13 protein-coding genes are annotated in these 15,684 nt (G+C 62.1%); 11 read left to right on the plus strand and 2 right to left on the minus strand.

What is annotated here, in order from left to right:
• Positions 1 to 139: 139 nt before the first annotated feature.
• The 7 genes from C4J89_RS01125 (at position 140) to C4J89_RS01155 (ending at position 5,885) form a co-directional block, all read left to right on the plus strand.
• Positions 140 to 721: an alpha/beta hydrolase gene (locus tag C4J89_RS01125; protein ID WP_124413522.1), complete on the plus strand. Its 582-nt coding sequence runs from the start codon at positions 140 to 142 to the stop codon at positions 719 to 721.
• Positions 722 to 768: 47 nt separating this feature from the next.
• Positions 769 to 1,695 (plus strand): sigma 54-interacting transcriptional regulator, encoded by a 927-nt coding sequence (locus tag C4J89_RS01130; RefSeq protein ID WP_124360763.1) that lies wholly within the window; start codon positions 769 to 771, stop codon positions 1,693 to 1,695.
• A gap of 106 nt (positions 1,696 to 1,801) precedes the next feature.
• Positions 1,802 to 2,584, plus strand: coding sequence for a MetQ/NlpA family ABC transporter substrate-binding protein (locus C4J89_RS01135; RefSeq protein WP_124360764.1), 783 nt, complete (start codon positions 1,802 to 1,804; stop codon positions 2,582 to 2,584).
• Between the two features lie 371 nt (positions 2,585 to 2,955).
• Positions 2,956 to 3,621, plus strand: a complete 666-nt coding sequence (locus tag C4J89_RS01140) for an amino acid ABC transporter permease (protein WP_124360765.1) — start codon at positions 2,956 to 2,958, stop codon at positions 3,619 to 3,621.
• Positions 3,602 to 4,261, plus strand: coding sequence for an amino acid ABC transporter permease (locus C4J89_RS01145; protein WP_124413523.1), 660 nt, complete (start codon positions 3,602 to 3,604; stop codon positions 4,259 to 4,261). The genes C4J89_RS01140 and C4J89_RS01145 overlap by 20 nt, the downstream gene beginning before the upstream one ends.
• Positions 4,258 to 5,034: an amino acid ABC transporter ATP-binding protein gene (locus C4J89_RS01150; protein ID WP_124360767.1), complete on the plus strand. Its 777-nt coding sequence runs from the start codon at positions 4,258 to 4,260 to the stop codon at positions 5,032 to 5,034. Before C4J89_RS01145 ends, C4J89_RS01150 begins: the two co-directional genes overlap by 4 nt.
• Positions 5,031 to 5,885, plus strand: a complete 855-nt coding sequence (locus C4J89_RS01155; RefSeq protein WP_124360768.1) for a transporter substrate-binding domain-containing protein — start codon at positions 5,031 to 5,033, stop codon at positions 5,883 to 5,885. The genes C4J89_RS01150 and C4J89_RS01155 overlap by 4 nt, the downstream gene beginning before the upstream one ends.
• A 116-nt stretch (positions 5,886 to 6,001) precedes the next feature.
• Here C4J89_RS01155 and C4J89_RS01160 read toward each other — a convergent pair whose 3' ends face one another.
• On the minus strand, positions 6,002 to 7,165 hold the full coding sequence (locus tag C4J89_RS01160; RefSeq protein WP_124413524.1) for an AAA family ATPase: 1,164 nt from the start codon (positions 7,163 to 7,165) through the stop codon (positions 6,002 to 6,004).
• A 121-nt stretch (positions 7,166 to 7,286) separates the two neighbouring features.
• On the opposite strand from C4J89_RS01160, the gene C4J89_RS01165 reads away from it, so the two are divergent.
• The 4 genes from C4J89_RS01165 to C4J89_RS01180 all read left to right on the plus strand — a co-directional run bounded on the left by C4J89_RS01165 (position 7,287) and on the right by C4J89_RS01180 (position 14,929).
• Entirely contained in the window at positions 7,287 to 8,369 is a 1,083-nt protein-coding gene (locus C4J89_RS01165; RefSeq protein WP_124413525.1) for an efflux RND transporter periplasmic adaptor subunit, read from the plus strand.
• Complete coding sequence (locus tag C4J89_RS01170; RefSeq protein WP_124360771.1) at positions 8,366 to 9,436, plus strand: efflux RND transporter periplasmic adaptor subunit; 1,071 nt, start codon at positions 8,366 to 8,368, stop codon at positions 9,434 to 9,436. Before C4J89_RS01165 ends, C4J89_RS01170 begins: the two co-directional genes overlap by 4 nt.
• Positions 9,433 to 12,489, plus strand: a complete 3,057-nt coding sequence (locus C4J89_RS01175; protein ID WP_124360772.1) for an efflux RND transporter permease subunit — start codon at positions 9,433 to 9,435, stop codon at positions 12,487 to 12,489. Before C4J89_RS01170 ends, C4J89_RS01175 begins: the two co-directional genes overlap by 4 nt.
• A gap of 250 nt (positions 12,490 to 12,739) precedes the next feature.
• Positions 12,740 to 14,929, plus strand: a complete 2,190-nt coding sequence (locus C4J89_RS01180) for a glycoside hydrolase (RefSeq protein ID WP_124413526.1) — start codon at positions 12,740 to 12,742, stop codon at positions 14,927 to 14,929.
• Between the two features lie 94 nt (positions 14,930 to 15,023).
• Here C4J89_RS01180 and C4J89_RS01185 read toward each other — a convergent pair whose 3' ends face one another.
• Positions 15,024 to 15,650, minus strand: coding sequence for a bifunctional 2-polyprenyl-6-hydroxyphenol methylase/3-demethylubiquinol 3-O-methyltransferase UbiG (locus C4J89_RS01185; protein ID WP_124413527.1), 627 nt, complete (start codon positions 15,648 to 15,650; stop codon positions 15,024 to 15,026).
• Positions 15,651 to 15,684: the final 34 nt, after the last annotated feature.

The raw sequence follows: 15,684 nt of genomic DNA on the forward strand, positions 1-15,684 counted from the left end.
GGGCAAGCCCCCTCCCACATTTTGACCGGATGCGGGGTTGAGATTTTGGTTATTAATAAATAGCTTCTTATTCCTTAACGAATATAAACCGCGTCCCTATACTGGTCAGCAACGTTAAACGCTGCAGGAGGGCACACCCATGCACAGCGAATCGATTCGTTACCTGATCGTGCCGGGCTGGCAAGGATCGCCAGAAGATCATTGGCAAACTCACTGGCAGAACAGCCTGCCCAACAGTGCGCGCGTGGAGCAGGATGACTGGCTGACCCCGCGCCGCGAAGACTGGGTGGCGGCGTTGGCCGAGGCCATCGCCGCCGACAGCACGCCGGTGATCCTGATCGCCCATAGCCTGGGCTGCATCACCGTGGCGCATTGGGCGGCCACCGCGCCTGTGAATTTCCTGCGCCAGGTGCGCGGTGCCTTGCTGGTGGCCCCGGCGGACGTCGAGCGTCCGGCCTGCGCCCCCGCCCTGCGCAACTTTGCGCCGATTCCTACCGACCTGTTGCCGTTTCCCAGCCAAGTGGTCAGTTCCGACAACGACAGTGCCGTCAGCGCGCCACGGGCGTTGGAGCTGGCGCGTCACTGGGGCGCCGAAGCCGGCATCCTGTCGGGGGCCGGGCATATCAATGTGAAGTCCGGCCACCAACGTTGGGAGCAGGGTTTCGCGTACCTCTATCGCCTGCAAAATCGCCTCGAGCATCACGCTCGGCGCCGTGCATAACCTATTTCAACGCCCTGTCCCTGAGTGGATGGGGGCGGGAGCCTGCCATGAGTCTGCATGAAACCTACGGCCAGCCATTGCTGACCTTCCCCGATGCCGAAAAAAGCCCGCTGAGCATCCGCGCCAAGGCGCTGGTGTTCGTCGACCCACGTTCGCGGCAACTGCGCGAAGAGCTGGAAAATCTCGCACCGCGTGCGCTGCCCGTGTTGATTCGCGGCGAGACCGGTAGCGGCAAAGAGCTGCTGGCGCGGCATATTCACCGTGGCAGTGATCGCTCGGGCTTGTTTGTGTCGGTCAATTGCGGCGCGATCAGCCCGACTTACGCCGACGCGGAGCTGTTCGGCTATGCCGCCGGCAGCCACAGCGGCGCGGCGAGCAGCCGGGCGGGGTGGTTCGGTTCGGCCAACGGCGGCACGTTGTACCTGGACGAAATCGGCGACTTACCTTTACCGATCCAGGTCAAATTACTCGCCGCCCTGGAAAACCACGAAGTCACCCGCGTTGGCGCACACCAACCCAGCCCGGTGGACGTGCGCCTGGTGGCCGCCACCAGCATCGACCTGGCCCAGGCGGTGGCAGCGGGCAAGTTCCATGAGCGCCTGTTCCATTATCTGAGCGAAGGTCAATTGGACCTGCCGGCATTGCGCGAGCGGGTCGGCGACATCCTGTCCCTGGCCGAATACTTCCTGGGCATCTACAGCCAGCGCCTGGAACTGCCGGTGCCGCTGATCAGCGACGCCGCCCAGCGCGTGCTGGAACGTCATAGCTGGCCGGGCAATACCCGCGAGCTGGAAAACGTTATCCACTTTGCCCTGTTGGTGAGCAGCGGCGATGAGATTCTGCCCGAGCATCTGAACCTGCCCGCCGCCGGCTCGCCGTTGGAGCAGGTGCAGCGGATTTTCGCGAACGCCAGTCCCACCGAACGGGAGACGCTGCGTACCTTCCTGTATGAGCAAAATGGAATATCAACGTGAATAAAAGATATTGTTCGGGAATAAAAAATCTAGGTATTGTCCACTCCACGCCGCGATAGCACTTCGCTGGCACTCCACATAAAAACGGTCGTTAGAAGGACATTGCATGAAAAAGGTTCTGTTGTTTACCGCACTGGCGGCTGCCCTGACTGCCAGCTTCGCCCAGGCCAACGAGAAACTGGTGGTGGCCGCCACCCCGATCCCGCACGCCGAAATCCTTGAGCTGGTCAAGCCAACCCTGGCCAAGGAAGGCGTAGACCTGCAGATCAAAGTCTTCACCGACTACGTACAACCGAACGTGCAAGTGGCCGAGAAGCGTCTGGACGCCAACTACTTCCAGACCCTGCCGTACCTGGATAACTTCAACAAAGGCAAGGGCACCAACCTGGTGACCGTAGTCGGTGTGCACGTTGAACCGTTCGGCGGTTACTCGAAAAAGATCAAAAATATTTCCGAGCTCAAGGATGGCGCCACCGTGGCTATCCCGAACGAAGGCTCCAACAGCGGCCGCGCCCTGTTGCTGCTGCAGAAAGCGGGTGTGATCACCCTCAAAGACCCGACCAATGCCCTGGCCACGCCGAAAGACATCGCCAGCAACCCGAAAAACCTGAAATTCAAGGAGTTGGAATCAGCTCTGCTGCCACGCGTGCTGGACCAGGTTGACCTGGATCTGATCAACACCAACTACGCGCTGGAAGCCGGCCTGAACCCAGCCAAAGACGCGCTGATCATCGAAGACGCCAAGTCGCCCTACGTGAACTTCCTGGTCGCTCGCCCGGACAACAAGGACAGTGACGCTATCCAGAAACTGGCCAAGGCCCTGACCAGCCCGGAAGTCAAAGCCTTCATCGAGAAGAAGTACAACGGTGCGGTGGTGCCGGCGTTCTGATGTAACTCAAAACCCCCTTCAAGGTTTCAACGCCGGTGGCTGGTACAGCACCGGCGTTTTTTATTGCTGAAAATTTGGAATGCAATCGAAAGGTGGGAGGGGGCTTGCTCCCGATGGCGGCAGGTCAGCTACACATGAGCTGACTGACAGACTGCTATCGGGGGCAAGCCCCCTCCCATATTTGATCTTGATTCCACCGTAAATCTTCAGTGGGCCCCCTCCCGGCGACCTTAGCTTTTTGGGTGATATCAATATGCTATTTCGGTATTTAAAGTTTGCTTTTTATACCTTTAAAGTTCGCGCTACCCGACGTTACCCACGCCGGAACGGACAGCGCCCGCCGCATTATCCTGCGGCGTCATGGACTCAAGATGACCTTCGATTTTGCTTTTATCCTCAGCACCTTGCCGGCATTTCTGAAAGCGGTCGGAGTGACGCTGCAAGTGGGTCTGATCGCCATTGCCACCTCCTTGCTGGTGGCACTGATCAACGCAGCGCTGTTGGTGTTTCGCACCCCCTACCTGTCGCGGCTGGTGGCGCTGTATGTGGAGCTGGCGCGTAACACGCCGCTGCTGATTCAATTGTTCTTCGTGTATTTCGCGCTGCCGGCCCTGGGCTTGAATATTTCCGGGTTCTGGGCGGCAATTATCACCATGACCTTCCTCGGCGGCGCCTACCTCACCGAAGTGCTGCGCGCCGGTGTGGATGCGGTGCCACTGGCGCAGATCGAGTCGGGCAAGTCCATCGGCCTGTCCGACTGGCAACTGCTGCGCCATGTGATTCTGCCCCAGGCCGGCATCCTCAGCCTGCCGGCGCTGTTCGCCAATTTCATCTTTCTGCTCAAGGAGACCACGGTGGTTTCCGCTGTGGCGGTGCCCGAGATTCTCTACACCACCAAGAGCTACATCGCGCTCTACTACAAGACCTACGAAATGCTCGCCGTATTGACGCTGATCTGCGTGCTGCTGTTCTTGCCGTTGTCGCTGTTGCTCAGCCGTTTGGAAAGGAGGCTCCAGCATGGCCAGTTCGGGTCTTGAATTGTTATGGGTGTCGTTGCCGCAACTGGGCAAGGGCGCTGCGCAAACCCTGTCGATTTCATTCTTGAGCATCGCCTTCAGCACGGTCGGCGGCATGTTGTATGGCGTATTGCGCACCTTGGACAACCGCTTGATCAATGCGCTGCTGCGGGTTTACCTGGAGCTGTTTCGCGCCATCCCGGTGCTGGTCTGGCTGTACCTGTTGTTTTTCGGCCTGCCGATCTTCTTCGGCCTGAGCATCCCCAGTTTCTGGTGTGCGGTGCTGGTGTTGTCGTTGTGGGGCGCCAGTGAAGTCGGCGAAGTGGTGCGCGGCGCCTTGCATTCGCTGCCCCGTGGCCAGCGCGAAGCCGGCTTGTCGATCGGGCTGTCCGACCCGCAGCTGTACGGCTACGTGCTGCTGCCCCAGGCCCTGAAACGCATGACGCCGCCGACCATCAATGTCTACACGCGGATCATCAAGACCAGCTCCCTGGCGGTGCTGATCGGCGTGGTGGATGTGATCAAGGTCGGCCAGCAAATCATCGAGCGCACCTATGAGTCGGTGTTGATCTACGGCGCGCTGTTCCTGTTTTTCTTCTTTATCTGCTACCCGTTGTCGGCCGCCTCCAAGGTGCTGGAACGGCGCTGGGCCCAAGCATGAGCGCATTGATCGAGTTTCAGGGTTTCAACAAATTCTTCGGCGAACAGCAGGTGCTCAAGGGCATCGACCTGAGCGTGCACAGCGGCGAAGTGGTGGTGATCCTCGGCCCCAGCGGTTGCGGCAAAAGCACCTTGCTGCGCTGCCTCAATGGCTTGGAAGTGGCTCACAGCGGGCACTTGCGGTTCGCCGGCAACGAGCTGTTGGCAAAACATACCGACTGGCGCCAGGTGCGCCAGGACATCGGCATGGTGTTCCAGAGCTACCACCTGTTCCCGCACATGAGCGTGCTCGACAACATTCTGCTCGGTCCCTTGAAGGTGCAAAAGCGCGACCCGCGTGAAGCGCGTGAGCAGGCGGAAAAACTGCTGGCGCGCGTGGGCCTGGCCGACAAGCGCGACGCCTTCCCACGCCAGCTTTCCGGCGGCCAGCAGCAACGCATCGCCATCGTCCGTTCGCTGTGCATGAACCCGCAGGTCATGCTGTTTGACGAAGTCACCGCTGCCCTCGACCCGGAAATGGTCAAGGAAGTGCTGGAAGTTATCCAGGACCTGGCCCGCGACGGCATGACCCTGCTGATTGTCACCCACGAAATGGCCTTCGCCCGCGCCGTCGCCGACCGCGTGGTGTTTATGGAGGCCGGTCGCATCCTCGAACACAACACCCCCGAGGCATTCTTTACGAACCCGCAAACCGCACGCGCGCAGCAGTTCCTGGAGAAGTTCTCCTTTGTTTCAACACTGCCCAGAAAGATCAAGGAACCGGAGCTGCTATGAAAAAGTTACTGCTGCCACTGTTTGCCGTCGCGTTACTGGCCGGCTGCGACAAGAAGGCCGAAGAGCCTGCCAAACCTGCCGCCAGCGCGGTGAGTGCGATCGACAAGATCAAGGCCCGCGACAAGCTGATCGTCGGCGTCTTCACCGACAAGCCGCCGTTCGGCTTCGTCAACGAAGCCGGCCGCTACGTCGGCTTCGATACCGACATCGGCCGCCAATTCGCCAAGGACCTGTTGGGCGATGAAAACAAAGTCGAGTTCGTCGCCGTGGAGCCGGCCAGCCGTATCCCATTCCTGCAAAGCGATAAGGTCGATCTGATCCTCGCCAACATGACCGTGACCCCTGAGCGCAAGGAAGCGGTGGACTTCACCAACCCCAACCTGAAAGTCGCGGTACAGGCCCTGGTGCCGAACGACAGCCCGGTCAAGAACCTGGATGACCTGGCCACCCGCACCACCATCGTCACCACCGGCACCACCGCCGACATCTGGCTGACCAAGCACCATCCGGACTGGAAGCTGCTCAAGTTCGAGAAAAACTCCGAGTCGCTGCAAGCGCTGTCGGCCGGCCGTGGCGATGCCTACGCCCAGGACAACCTGGTGCTGTTCAGCTGGGCCAAGCAGAACCCCGGCTACCGCGTGCTGGAGCAGAAGCTCGGTGACGAAGCACCGATTGCTCCGGCGGTGAAGAAGGGCAATATCGAACTGCGCGACTGGGTGAACGCAGAGCTGGCGAAGTTGGGTGAAGAGAAGTTCTTGCTCAAGCTCTATGACCAATATGTGCGTAAAGAGCTGAGCGATGACACCAAGCCTGAGAGTGTGATTGTTGAAGGGGGCAAGTGGCAGGGCTGATAAAGCTATCGGGGGCAAGCCCCCTCCCACATTTGAATACATTCACACATCAGAACCTGTGAACCCAATCCAGTGTGGGAGGGGGCTTGCCCCGATGAGGCCTGTGCAGTCGCCCTCTATTCCGGCCATTGCCACGCCGGCGCATCCAGCATCCCTTGCCCCACAATCCGCGTCTCCCCCAGCACCTTCTCCAGCACAATCGAATTGCACTCTTGATCCTGCTGCAACGCCGCAATCAAGCGGCTGGCATGGGACACCACCCACACCTGGCACTGCGCCGACGCCTGGATGATCAAGCGCGCCAACGCCGGCAACAGGTCCGGATGCAAGCTGGTTTCAGGCTCGTTCAGCACCATCATGGTCGGCGGCCGTGGCGTCAGCAGCGCGGCGATCAGCAGCAGGTAGCGCAAGGTGCCGTCCGACAGCTCTGCCGCCGACAACGGGCGCAGCAGGCCTTCCTGATAAAACTCGATGGCAAAGCGTCCGCCCTGTAACGGTTGGATACTCAGGCGTGCGCCCGGGAATGCATCACTGACGGCGTGCTGCAACGCCTCGGCGTCGCCCACTTCCCGAATCGTCTGCAACGCGGCCGCCAGATCCCGACCGTCGTGATGCAAGACCGGCGTGCGCGTACCCAATTGCGGTTGGCGTACCGGCGCATCCCCATCGCTGCGAAAGTGGTCATAAAAGCGCCAGCCACGAATGCTCTCGCGCAGCAGCAACACTTCCGGCGAGCCGCGCAGGTTACCCACCTGATCGAACAGGCTGTGGTAGTTGGGCGTGTGCTGGGCCAGCACATCCCAGGCGCGGCCTTCACGCGCCCGCACCATCGGCCCGGAACGTTGCACCAGCAGGCTGGCCGGGCGGTAGAGGGGGCCGGCCCAGATACATTCCTTCTTGATTTCCGGGTCCAGTTTGAACTCGCTGCCGGGAACCGGAATGGGCATTCCCAGGGAGATGGCATAGCTGAAGTCCTCCCCGGCAAAGCCCAGGCGCAAGCGTTTGACGCCTTGGGCCACGACGGCCTCCACCGGCACTTCGCCGCTGTGCATGCGCCGGCTGATGGTTTCCGGTCCGGCCCAGAACGTCGAGTCCAGCCCGCCCTCCCGGGCCAGGGCATTGATCACCCCGCCCTGGGCGGTTTCGGCCAGCAGGCGCAGGGCGCGATACAGGTTGGACTTGCCGCTGCCGTTGGGGCCTGTGACCAGATTCAAGCGGCCCAGGGGCACCACCAATTTATTGATCGAGCGGTAATTGGCCACCGCGAGGGTCTTGAGCATGGCAATTGAGTCGGTAGGGGAACCATTGAAGTATGGGATCCTCCATGCAGATAAGGAACCCTGATCTAAGCTCACAGTCGCATACACACTGGCACGTCGGCATCACGCAAAAGGAGCCTGCATGGGCGGTCGCATTTCCACATTTTTATTCGGGCTTGGCTTACTGACGCTGCTGGGCGGTTGTGGCCAGGAAAAGACCGAGCCCAAGGCCCATTCACGGGTGTTCGTGCAAACCGTGCAGCCGGCGGATTTTGCCGCAGCGGTCACGCTGACCGGAGATGTTCAGGCGCGGGTGCAAACCGATTTGTCCTTTCGGGTGGGTGGCAAGATCATCCAGCGCCTGGTCGACGTCGGTGATCGGGTGACGGCCAAGCAAGTGCTGGCCAAGCTCGACCCCAAGGACCTGCAGACCAACGTCGATTCCGCCCAGGCCCAGGTCGTGGCCGAGCAGGCGCGGGTCAAGCAAACCGCCGCCGCCTTCGTGCGCCAGGAAAAACTCTTGCCCAAGGGCTACACCAGCCGCAGCGAATACGACGCCGCCCAGGCCGCGTTGCGCAGCAGCCAAAGCGCCCTGGCCGCCGCCCAGGCGCAGTTGGCCAACGCCCGTGAACAACTGGGCTACACCGCGCTGATCGCCGATGCGCCGGGCATCATCACGGCGCGCCAGGCTGAAGTCGGCCAGGTCGTCCAAGCCACCCTGCCGATCTTCAGCCTGGCCCGCGATGGCGAACGCGACGCGGTGTTCAACGTTTACGAATCGCTGCTGGTGGAGCCGCCGCCGGACGCGCCGATCACCGTCAGCCTGCTGGATAACCCGAGCATCAAGACAGTGGGCAGAGTTCGCGAAGTCACCCCTGCCGTGGCCGCCAATACCGGCACCGTGCAAGTGAAGATCGCCCTGCAAAGCCTGCCCAAAGGCATGGAGCTGGGCTCGGTGGTGAGCGCCACCGCCAATGGCCCGGCCAAGGCCAGCATCGAGTTGCCGTGGTCGGCCTTGACCAAGGACCTCAGCGAACCCGCCGTGTGGCTGGTAGACGGCGACGGCAAGGCGCAACTGCACAAGGTCACAGTGGCGCGTTACCTCACCGGCAAGGTGATCATCGGCGACGGCCTTAAAGGCGGCGAAAAAGTCGTGGTGGCCGGTGGGCAATTGCTGCACCCCGGCATGCTCGTCGAAATCGCCCAGCAAGGAGCCCAGCCATGAAGCACCTGACGGTTATCCTCGCCGCCAGCCTGTTGCTGGTGGCCTGCTCCAAGGAAGACGCGCCGCCCGAACCGGTGCGCCCGGTGTTGTCCATGGAGGTGAAGGCCGAAGACCAGGCACAGCTCGGACGCTTTGCCGGCACCATTCAGGCCCGCTACGAGAGTAACCTGGGCTTCCGTGTGCCGGGCCGTATCGCCCGCCGCGCGGTGGACGTGGGCGCCGAGGTGGAGAAGGGCGCCTTGCTCGCCGTTCTCGACCCCACCGACCAGCAGAACCAATTGCGCGCCGCCCAGGGTGACCTGGCCCGCGTGCAGGCACAGTTCATCAATGCCCAGGCCAATGCCCGCCGCCAGCAGGAGCTGTTCGACCGTGGCGTCGGCGCCCAGGCGCAGTTGGACGTGGCCCAGACTGACCTGAAGACCACCCAGGCGACCCTTGACCAGGCCCGCGCCTCGGTCAATCAAGCCAAGGACCAGCTCAACTATGCCGAACTGCGCACCGACCACGCCGGCATCGTCACCGCCTGGAACGCCGAGGCCGGCCAGGTGGTCAGCGCCGGCCAGCAAGTGGTGACCCTGGCCCGCCCGGACATCAAGGAAGCGGTGATCGACCTGCCTGCCGGCCTCGCCGAGCGCTTGCCGGCGGATGTGGTGTTTCTGGTGGCCGGGCAACTGGACCCCAGCGTGCACACCACCGCCATCGTGCGCGAGATCGAGCCCCAGGCCCAAAGCGCCACGCGTACCCGTCGCGCACGCTTGAGCCTGACTGACACCCCCGCCGCGTTTCGCCTGGGCACCGCCATCAGCGTGACCTTGAGCAGCGCCATCGCGCCGCGTATCGAGCTGCCGTTGAGCGCGTTGCAGGAAGTCGATGGCAAGACCCGCATCTGGTTGCTCGACACCCAGAGCCAGACGGTGCAACCGCGTGATGTCACGGTTGTCAGCCGTGACGTCGACAGCGCAGTGCTCAATGGTGGCATCAAGCCCGGCGAGCGCGTCGTCACCGCCGGTGTGAACAGCCTGAAACCCGGGCAGAAAGTCAAAATCGACGAGGACAGCCCGCGATGAAAGGCAGCTTCAACTTATCCGACTGGGCCATCAAGCATCAGTCCTTCGTCTGGTACCTGATGTTCGTCGCGCTGCTGATGGGCGTGTTTTCGTACATGAACCTGGGCCGCGAGGAAGACCCCTCGTTCACCATCAAGACCATGGTCATCCAGACCCGCTGGCCGGGTGCGACCCAGGAAGAAACCCTCAAGCAGGTCACCGACCGCATCGAGAAAAAACTCGAGGAACTCGACTCCCTCGATTATGTGAAGAGCTACACCCGGCCGGGCGAATCCACGGTGTTCGTGTTCCTAAAGGACACCACCAGCGCCAAGGCTATCCCGGAGATCTGGTACCAGGTTCGCAAGAAGATCGACGATATACGCGGCACCTTCCCTCAAGGTTTACAGGGGCCGTCGTTCAACGACGAATTCGGTGATGTGTTCGGCTCGGTGTACGCCTTTACCGGCGATGGCCTGTCGATGCGCCAGTTGCGCGACTACGTGGAGCAGGTGCGCGCTGAAATTCGCTCGGTGCCGGGTCTGGGCAAGGTCGAGATGATCGGCCAGCAGGACGAAGTGATTTACCTGAATTTTTCCACACGCAAACTGGCGGCCCTGGGCATCGATCAGCGCCAGGTCGTGCAAAGCCTGCAGTCGCAGAATGCCGTGACCCCCGCCGGCGTGATCGAGGCCGGGCCGGAGCGGATTTCCGTGCGCACCTCGGGGCAGTTCGCCTCGGAGAAGGACCTGGCCAACGTCAACCTGCGCCTGAATGACCGCTTCTATCGCCTCGCCGACATTGCCGACATCAGCCGGGGCTACGTCGACCCGGCACGGCCGATGTTCCGTTTCAACGGCAAGCCGGCGATTGGCTTGGCGATTGCGATGCAGAAGGGCGGCAATATCCAGTCGTTCGGCAAGGCGTTGCACGGGCGCATGGATGAGCTGACCGCCGACCTGCCGGTGGGCGTCGGGGTGCACAAGGTTTCGGACCAGGCTGAAGTGGTGGAAGAGGCGGTCGGTGGCTTTACCAGCGCGTTATTCGAAGCGGTGATCATCGTGCTGGTGGTGAGCTTTATCAGCCTGGGCATGCGTGCCGGGCTGGTGGTGGCGTGCTCGATTCCGTTGGTACTGGCCCTGGTGTTTGTGTTCATGGAATACAGCGGCATCACCATGCAGCGGGTGTCGTTGGGCGCCTTGATCATCGCCCTCGGCCTGTTGGTGGACGATGCGATGATCACCGTGGAAATGATGATCACACGCCTGGAAAAAGGCGAAACCAAGGAGCAGGCCGCGACTTACGCCTACACCTCCACAGCGTTCCCGATGCTCACCGGCACGCTGGTGACCGTCGCCGGTTTCGTGCCGATTGGCCTCAACGCCAGTTCGGCGGGGGAGTACACCTTCACCCTGTTCGCGGTCATTGCCGTGGCGATGTTGGTTTCGTGGGTGGTGGCGGTGCTGTTTGCGCCAGTGATCGGCGTGCATATCCTCAGCGCCAACGTGAAGCCCCATAGTGCCGAGCCGGGGCGCATCGGCCGCGCGTTCAATGGCGGCATGTTGTGGGCCATGCGCAACCGCTGGTGGGCCATCGGCATCACCGTGGGCCTGTTTGTGGCGTCGGTGTTCTCCATGCAGTTTGTGCAGAACCAGTTCTTCCCGTCGTCGGATCGCCCGGAAATCCTCGTCGACCTCAACCTGCCGCAAAACGCCTCGATCAACGAGACGCGCAAGGCGGTCGACCGTCTGGAAGCGATCATCAAGGACGACCCGGACATTACGCGCTGGAGCACCTATATCGGCCAGGGCGCGATCCGTTTCTACCTGCCCCTGGACCAGCAATTGGAGAACCCGTACTACGCGCAGTTGGTGATCGTCAGCAAGGGCCTGGAAGAGCGCGGCGCTTTGATTGCGCGCCTGCAGAAGCGCCTGCGCGATGATTTCGTCGGCATCGGCAGTTTCGTGCAACCGCTGGAAATGGGCCCGCCGGTGGGACGACCGATCCAGTATCGCGTGTCCGGCAAAGACACCGACCAGGTGCGCAAGCACGCCATCGAACTGGCGACCCTGCTCGACCAGAACACCCACCTGGGCGAGATCATCTACGACTGGAACGAGCCGGGCAAAGTGCTGCGCGTCGACATCGCCCAGGACAAGGCGCGGCAACTGGGGCTGTCGTCCGAAGACGTGGCGCAGTTGATGAACAGCGTGGTCAGCGGCGCCTCGGTGACCCAGGTGCACGACGACATTTACCTGATCAATGTGGTCGGCCGCGCCGAAGACGCCGAACGCGGTACACCGGAAACCTTGCAGAACCTGCAGATCGTCACGCCCAACGGCACCTCGATTCCGTTGCTGGCCTTCGCCACCGTGCGCTACGAGCTGGAGCAGCCGCTGGTGTGGCGTCGCGACCGCAAGCCGACCATCACCATCAAGGCCGCAGTGCGCGACGAGATGCAGCCGACCGACCTGGTCAAGCAGCTGGCGCCGACCATCCAGCAGTTCAGCGACGGCCTGCCGGTGGGTTACAAGGTCGCCACCGGCGGCACCGTGGAAGAAAGCGGCAAGGCCCAGGGCCCGATTGCCAGCGTGGTGCCGCTGATGCTGTTCCTCATGGCCACGTTCCTGATGATCCAACTGCACAGCGTGCAGAAGATGTTCCTGGTGGCGAGTGTCGCGCCGCTGGGGCTGATTGGCGTGGTGCTGGCGCTGATCCCCACGGGCACGCCCATGGGCTTTGTGGCGATCCTCGGTATCCTCGCGCTGATTGGCATCATCATCCGCAACTCGGTGATTCTGGTGACACAGATTCATGAGTATGAGGTGGCGGGGTATTCGCCGTGGGATGCGGTGGTGGAAGCCACCGAGCATCGGCGCCGGCCGATCCTGCTCACGGCGGCGGCGGCGAGCCTGGGCATGATCCCGATTGCCCGGGAAGTGTTCTGGGGGCCGATGGCCTACGCGATGATTGGCGGGATCATCATCGCCACCTTGCTGACGCTGTTGTTCCTGCCGGCGCTGTATGTGGCCTGGTACAAGATTCGCGAGCCAAAGCAGGAAGAACGCGGTTAAAAATGTGGGAGGGGCTGATCGTTCCCACGCTCCGCGTGGTAACGCCTCCTGGGACGCTCCGCGTCCCGCCAAGCGCTGCAAATTTCGGCTACTGCGCACAGGTGACGCGGAGCGTCACGGGCCGCATTCCCACGCGGGAGCGTGGGAACGATCTTTGAGATGTGGGAAGCTTCTGAAAGTGACGCCTGTTGCCCTGGTCACCCGTTGAGTGTTTTACCCTCCGGCCTCCACTTCTCAACGGTCGCCTGCCATGAACCGTCTGCGTCATACCTTGCTGATCTGCTGCTGCTTCCTGTCGCCCCTGGCCTTTGCCAGCACCGTATTGGAAAACCCGTTGTGGCGAGTCGAACTCGACCCGGCCACCCTCGCCATCCGTGTGACACCCAGCGGCCAACCCGAGGTTCAAGCCTCCAAAGGCGTATCGGCCCGCGCCGTCAGTCAACTCGCACAAAACGATCAACAGGTCAGTTGGCAATGGGACGACGGTGCCTATCGCGTGACTGCCAGCCTTGAGCAGCGCGACCTGCTGCTGTCGATCAGGGCGCGGGAAGACGGTGAACTGCCGATCCTTGTGCAGCCGGCGAGCGCCCTGGGCAAGGGGTTGATGTGGCCGTTGGCCGAAGGGCATTACGTGCCGGCCGGCAATGCCCTGTGGAGCGAGTTCCTGGTATCGCAGGGCGAAATCAACACCACCCAGGACCTCAGTCTGCCGTTGTGGGGGGTCGATCACGGCGCCTTCACCTTGAACTGGCTGCTGACCAATCCCTACAACAACCGTCTGCGCTGGCAAGGCCAGGCGTTGTCGTTGGCCCATGAGTTCACGTCGCTCGCACCTGCCGCGCCCATGACCCTGTTGTTGCACCTGGGCGAAAGCGACCCGCTGGCCGGCGCCAAGCGCTATCGCCAATGGCTGGTCGAACAGGACCGTTACGAACCCTTGGAGGCCAAGCTGCGGCAAACGCCGGGTGCGCAAAAACTGCTGGGCGCCAGCCATGCCTACCTGTGGGGCAATGACCTGCTGGCGCTGGAGGATGTGCGTGATTGGCCGCTGTTGCTCAAGCGCTTGCGCGATCATGCGCTCAAGGGCCTGTTGGACAAGGACTCCGCAGCGCTGCTGGCGCAGCCGCGCAGGTTGAATCGCTACGAGCAAACCGTGCTGTTGCGCGGCCTCAACGCGGCGATCAACCAGAAGACCCGGCAGAGCTGGCAGGTGGACGAGCCCGATATGACCCGTCTTGCCGCCCGCTACGGTGAGTTGCGTCGCGAACTGGTCGTGGATTTTGCCGGTGCCCTCGGCGGTAGCCCCGACACCTGGGGCAGCAAGGTAGTACAGACACTGCGCGACGCCGGGCTGCCACGCTTGATGCTGACCCTGGGCGAAGGCTGGGAAGGCGGCCTGTGGCACCCCGAAACCATCCGCGCCGGTGTCGACGCGGGCTACCTGATGGCGCCCTACGACTCCTATCAAACCGCGTTGTCCGCCACCGAAAACCCCGACTGGACCACCGCCCACCTGGGCAGCAAGGCCTACCGCGACTGCGCCATTGTATTGAAGGACGGCCAGCTCAAGACTGGCTTCCAGCGGTCCGGCCACTACACCGATCCGCGCTGTGTGCGGCCGTTATTGGAAGCGCGGGTGAAAGCCGTACAGGCCAGGGCCGGCTTCAACGCCTGGTTTCTCGATGCGTACGCTACCAGCATGCTGCTCGACAGCTATCGCGACAGCGCACCGATGACCCAGGCGCAAAACGCTGAAGGCAATATCGATGCGTCCCGTTGGCTGAACACCACGCTGCAATTGCCGACAGGCTCCGAAGACGGCAACGCCATCACCGCCCAGGGCATCCTGTTCGCCCATGGCATGCAAACCCCGGTGCTGGGCTGGGGGGATCGCGACATGACTCAGGACAAACAGTCGCCCTACTACGTGGGCAACTGGTATCCGCCGGAGCAACCGGCGGTGTTCTTCAAGTCGGTGCCGCTGAACGAGCCGTTTCGCACGCTCTACTTCGATCCGACGCTGCGCCTGCCGCTGTACCAGGCGGTGTTCCATGGCTCGGTGATCACCACCCATCACTGGCTGTTCGATAGCCTCAAACTGAGCAATGTGCGGGCTGAAAATGAGCTGACGCAGTTGCTCTACAACGTACCGCCGCTGTATCACCTGAGTGCTGCGACGCTCAAGGAACGGCTGCCGTTGATCCAGCGCCAGGACCGTTTTTTCCGCCCACTGCATGAGCGATTGGCGACTCAGGCGATGACCGGGTTTCGCTGGCTGACGGCGGATCGGCAGGTGCAGGAAACCACGTTTGTCGATGGCACGCGGCTGGTGGCGAATTTTTCGGCGGGAGAAAAACAAGGCTATGCCGGGCGCAGTGTGACGGCGCTGGTGGAGGGTGAAAGCCCGGTGGTGTATCAGGTGGATCAGCGGGGCCATTGAGACCATCGGGGGCAAGCCCCCTCCCACAGGGGAATGCATTCCAAATGTGGGAGGGGGCTTGCCCCCGATAGCGTCAGCCCAGGCAATACATCACTTAAACCCGACGCCACACACTGGCCAACCAAGGCTGCTGTTCCCGAGGCAATCCCGCCGGCCGGTAATAGTGCTCCAACTCCACAAACCCCGCCGTCGTCAGCAATGCCTGCCAGGCCGCCAGATCGTGATAAGACCCATACCGTGGCCCATTCCAGCCTTCCTGGTTGTCACCGCGAGGGTTGGAGCTGAACAGCACGCCCTCAGGCTTCAACGTGCCATGCAGTTGCTTGAGGACCCGGGGCAATTCCTGCTTGGGAATATGAAACAGCACCGCATTGGCAAACACCCCATCGAAGCGCCCGTCGGGCAGGTCCAGCTTGAGGAAGTCCTGCTGCAACACCTCACAGCCACTGTCGTCCCGCGCCATCTGTGCAAACCGTTCGGAACCATCGAGCCCCACGGCGATATGCCCCAGGCGTGTAAAGGTCTGCAGATCCCGCCCCGGCCCGCAGCCAAAATCCAGCACGGTAAACGGCGGCGTGCCCTGGATGTGCCGCAGCAACGCGTCGATGTTCTGGCTCACATCGTGATCGCGGGTGCCCTCGCGGAAGTCTTCGGCGACTTTGTTGTAATGGCCGAGGGTGGTAGCGGTAATCTGGTTAAGGTCGTCGGGCTTGAGGGTCATGACAGGCAATACCGGGCGCTGGGATGCGCCGACT

This window comes from Pseudomonas sp. R4-35-07, from assembly GCF_003852235.1.
Classification (GTDB): Bacteria; Pseudomonadota; Gammaproteobacteria; order Pseudomonadales; family Pseudomonadaceae; genus Aquipseudomonas.

Excerpts from the sequence above, each read along its gene's own strand:
- C4J89_RS01125 (WP_124413522.1), top strand. The coding sequence starts at position 140 with ATGCACAGCGAATCGATTCGTTACCTGATCGTGCCGGGCTGGCAAGGA.
- C4J89_RS01130 (WP_124360763.1), top strand. The coding sequence starts at position 769 with ATGAGTCTGCATGAAACCTACGGCCAGCCATTGCTGACCTTCCCCGAT.
- C4J89_RS01135 (WP_124360764.1), top strand. The coding sequence starts at position 1,802 with ATGAAAAAGGTTCTGTTGTTTACCGCACTGGCGGCTGCCCTGACTGCC.
- C4J89_RS01140 (WP_124360765.1), top strand. The coding sequence starts at position 2,956 with ATGACCTTCGATTTTGCTTTTATCCTCAGCACCTTGCCGGCATTTCTG.
- C4J89_RS01145 (WP_124413523.1), top strand. The coding sequence starts at position 3,602 with ATGGCCAGTTCGGGTCTTGAATTGTTATGGGTGTCGTTGCCGCAACTG.
- C4J89_RS01150 (WP_124360767.1), top strand. The coding sequence starts at position 4,258 with ATGAGCGCATTGATCGAGTTTCAGGGTTTCAACAAATTCTTCGGCGAA.
- C4J89_RS01155 (WP_124360768.1), top strand. The coding sequence starts at position 5,031 with ATGAAAAAGTTACTGCTGCCACTGTTTGCCGTCGCGTTACTGGCCGGC.
- C4J89_RS01160 (WP_124413524.1), bottom strand. The coding sequence starts at position 7,165 with ATGCTCAAGACCCTCGCGGTGGCCAATTACCGCTCGATCAATAAATTG.
- C4J89_RS01165 (WP_124413525.1), top strand. The coding sequence starts at position 7,287 with ATGGGCGGTCGCATTTCCACATTTTTATTCGGGCTTGGCTTACTGACG.
- C4J89_RS01170 (WP_124360771.1), top strand. The coding sequence starts at position 8,366 with ATGAAGCACCTGACGGTTATCCTCGCCGCCAGCCTGTTGCTGGTGGCC.
- C4J89_RS01175 (WP_124360772.1), top strand. The coding sequence starts at position 9,433 with ATGAAAGGCAGCTTCAACTTATCCGACTGGGCCATCAAGCATCAGTCC.
- C4J89_RS01180 (WP_124413526.1), top strand. The coding sequence starts at position 12,740 with ATGAACCGTCTGCGTCATACCTTGCTGATCTGCTGCTGCTTCCTGTCG.
- C4J89_RS01185 (WP_124413527.1), bottom strand. The coding sequence starts at position 15,650 with ATGACCCTCAAGCCCGACGACCTTAACCAGATTACCGCTACCACCCTC.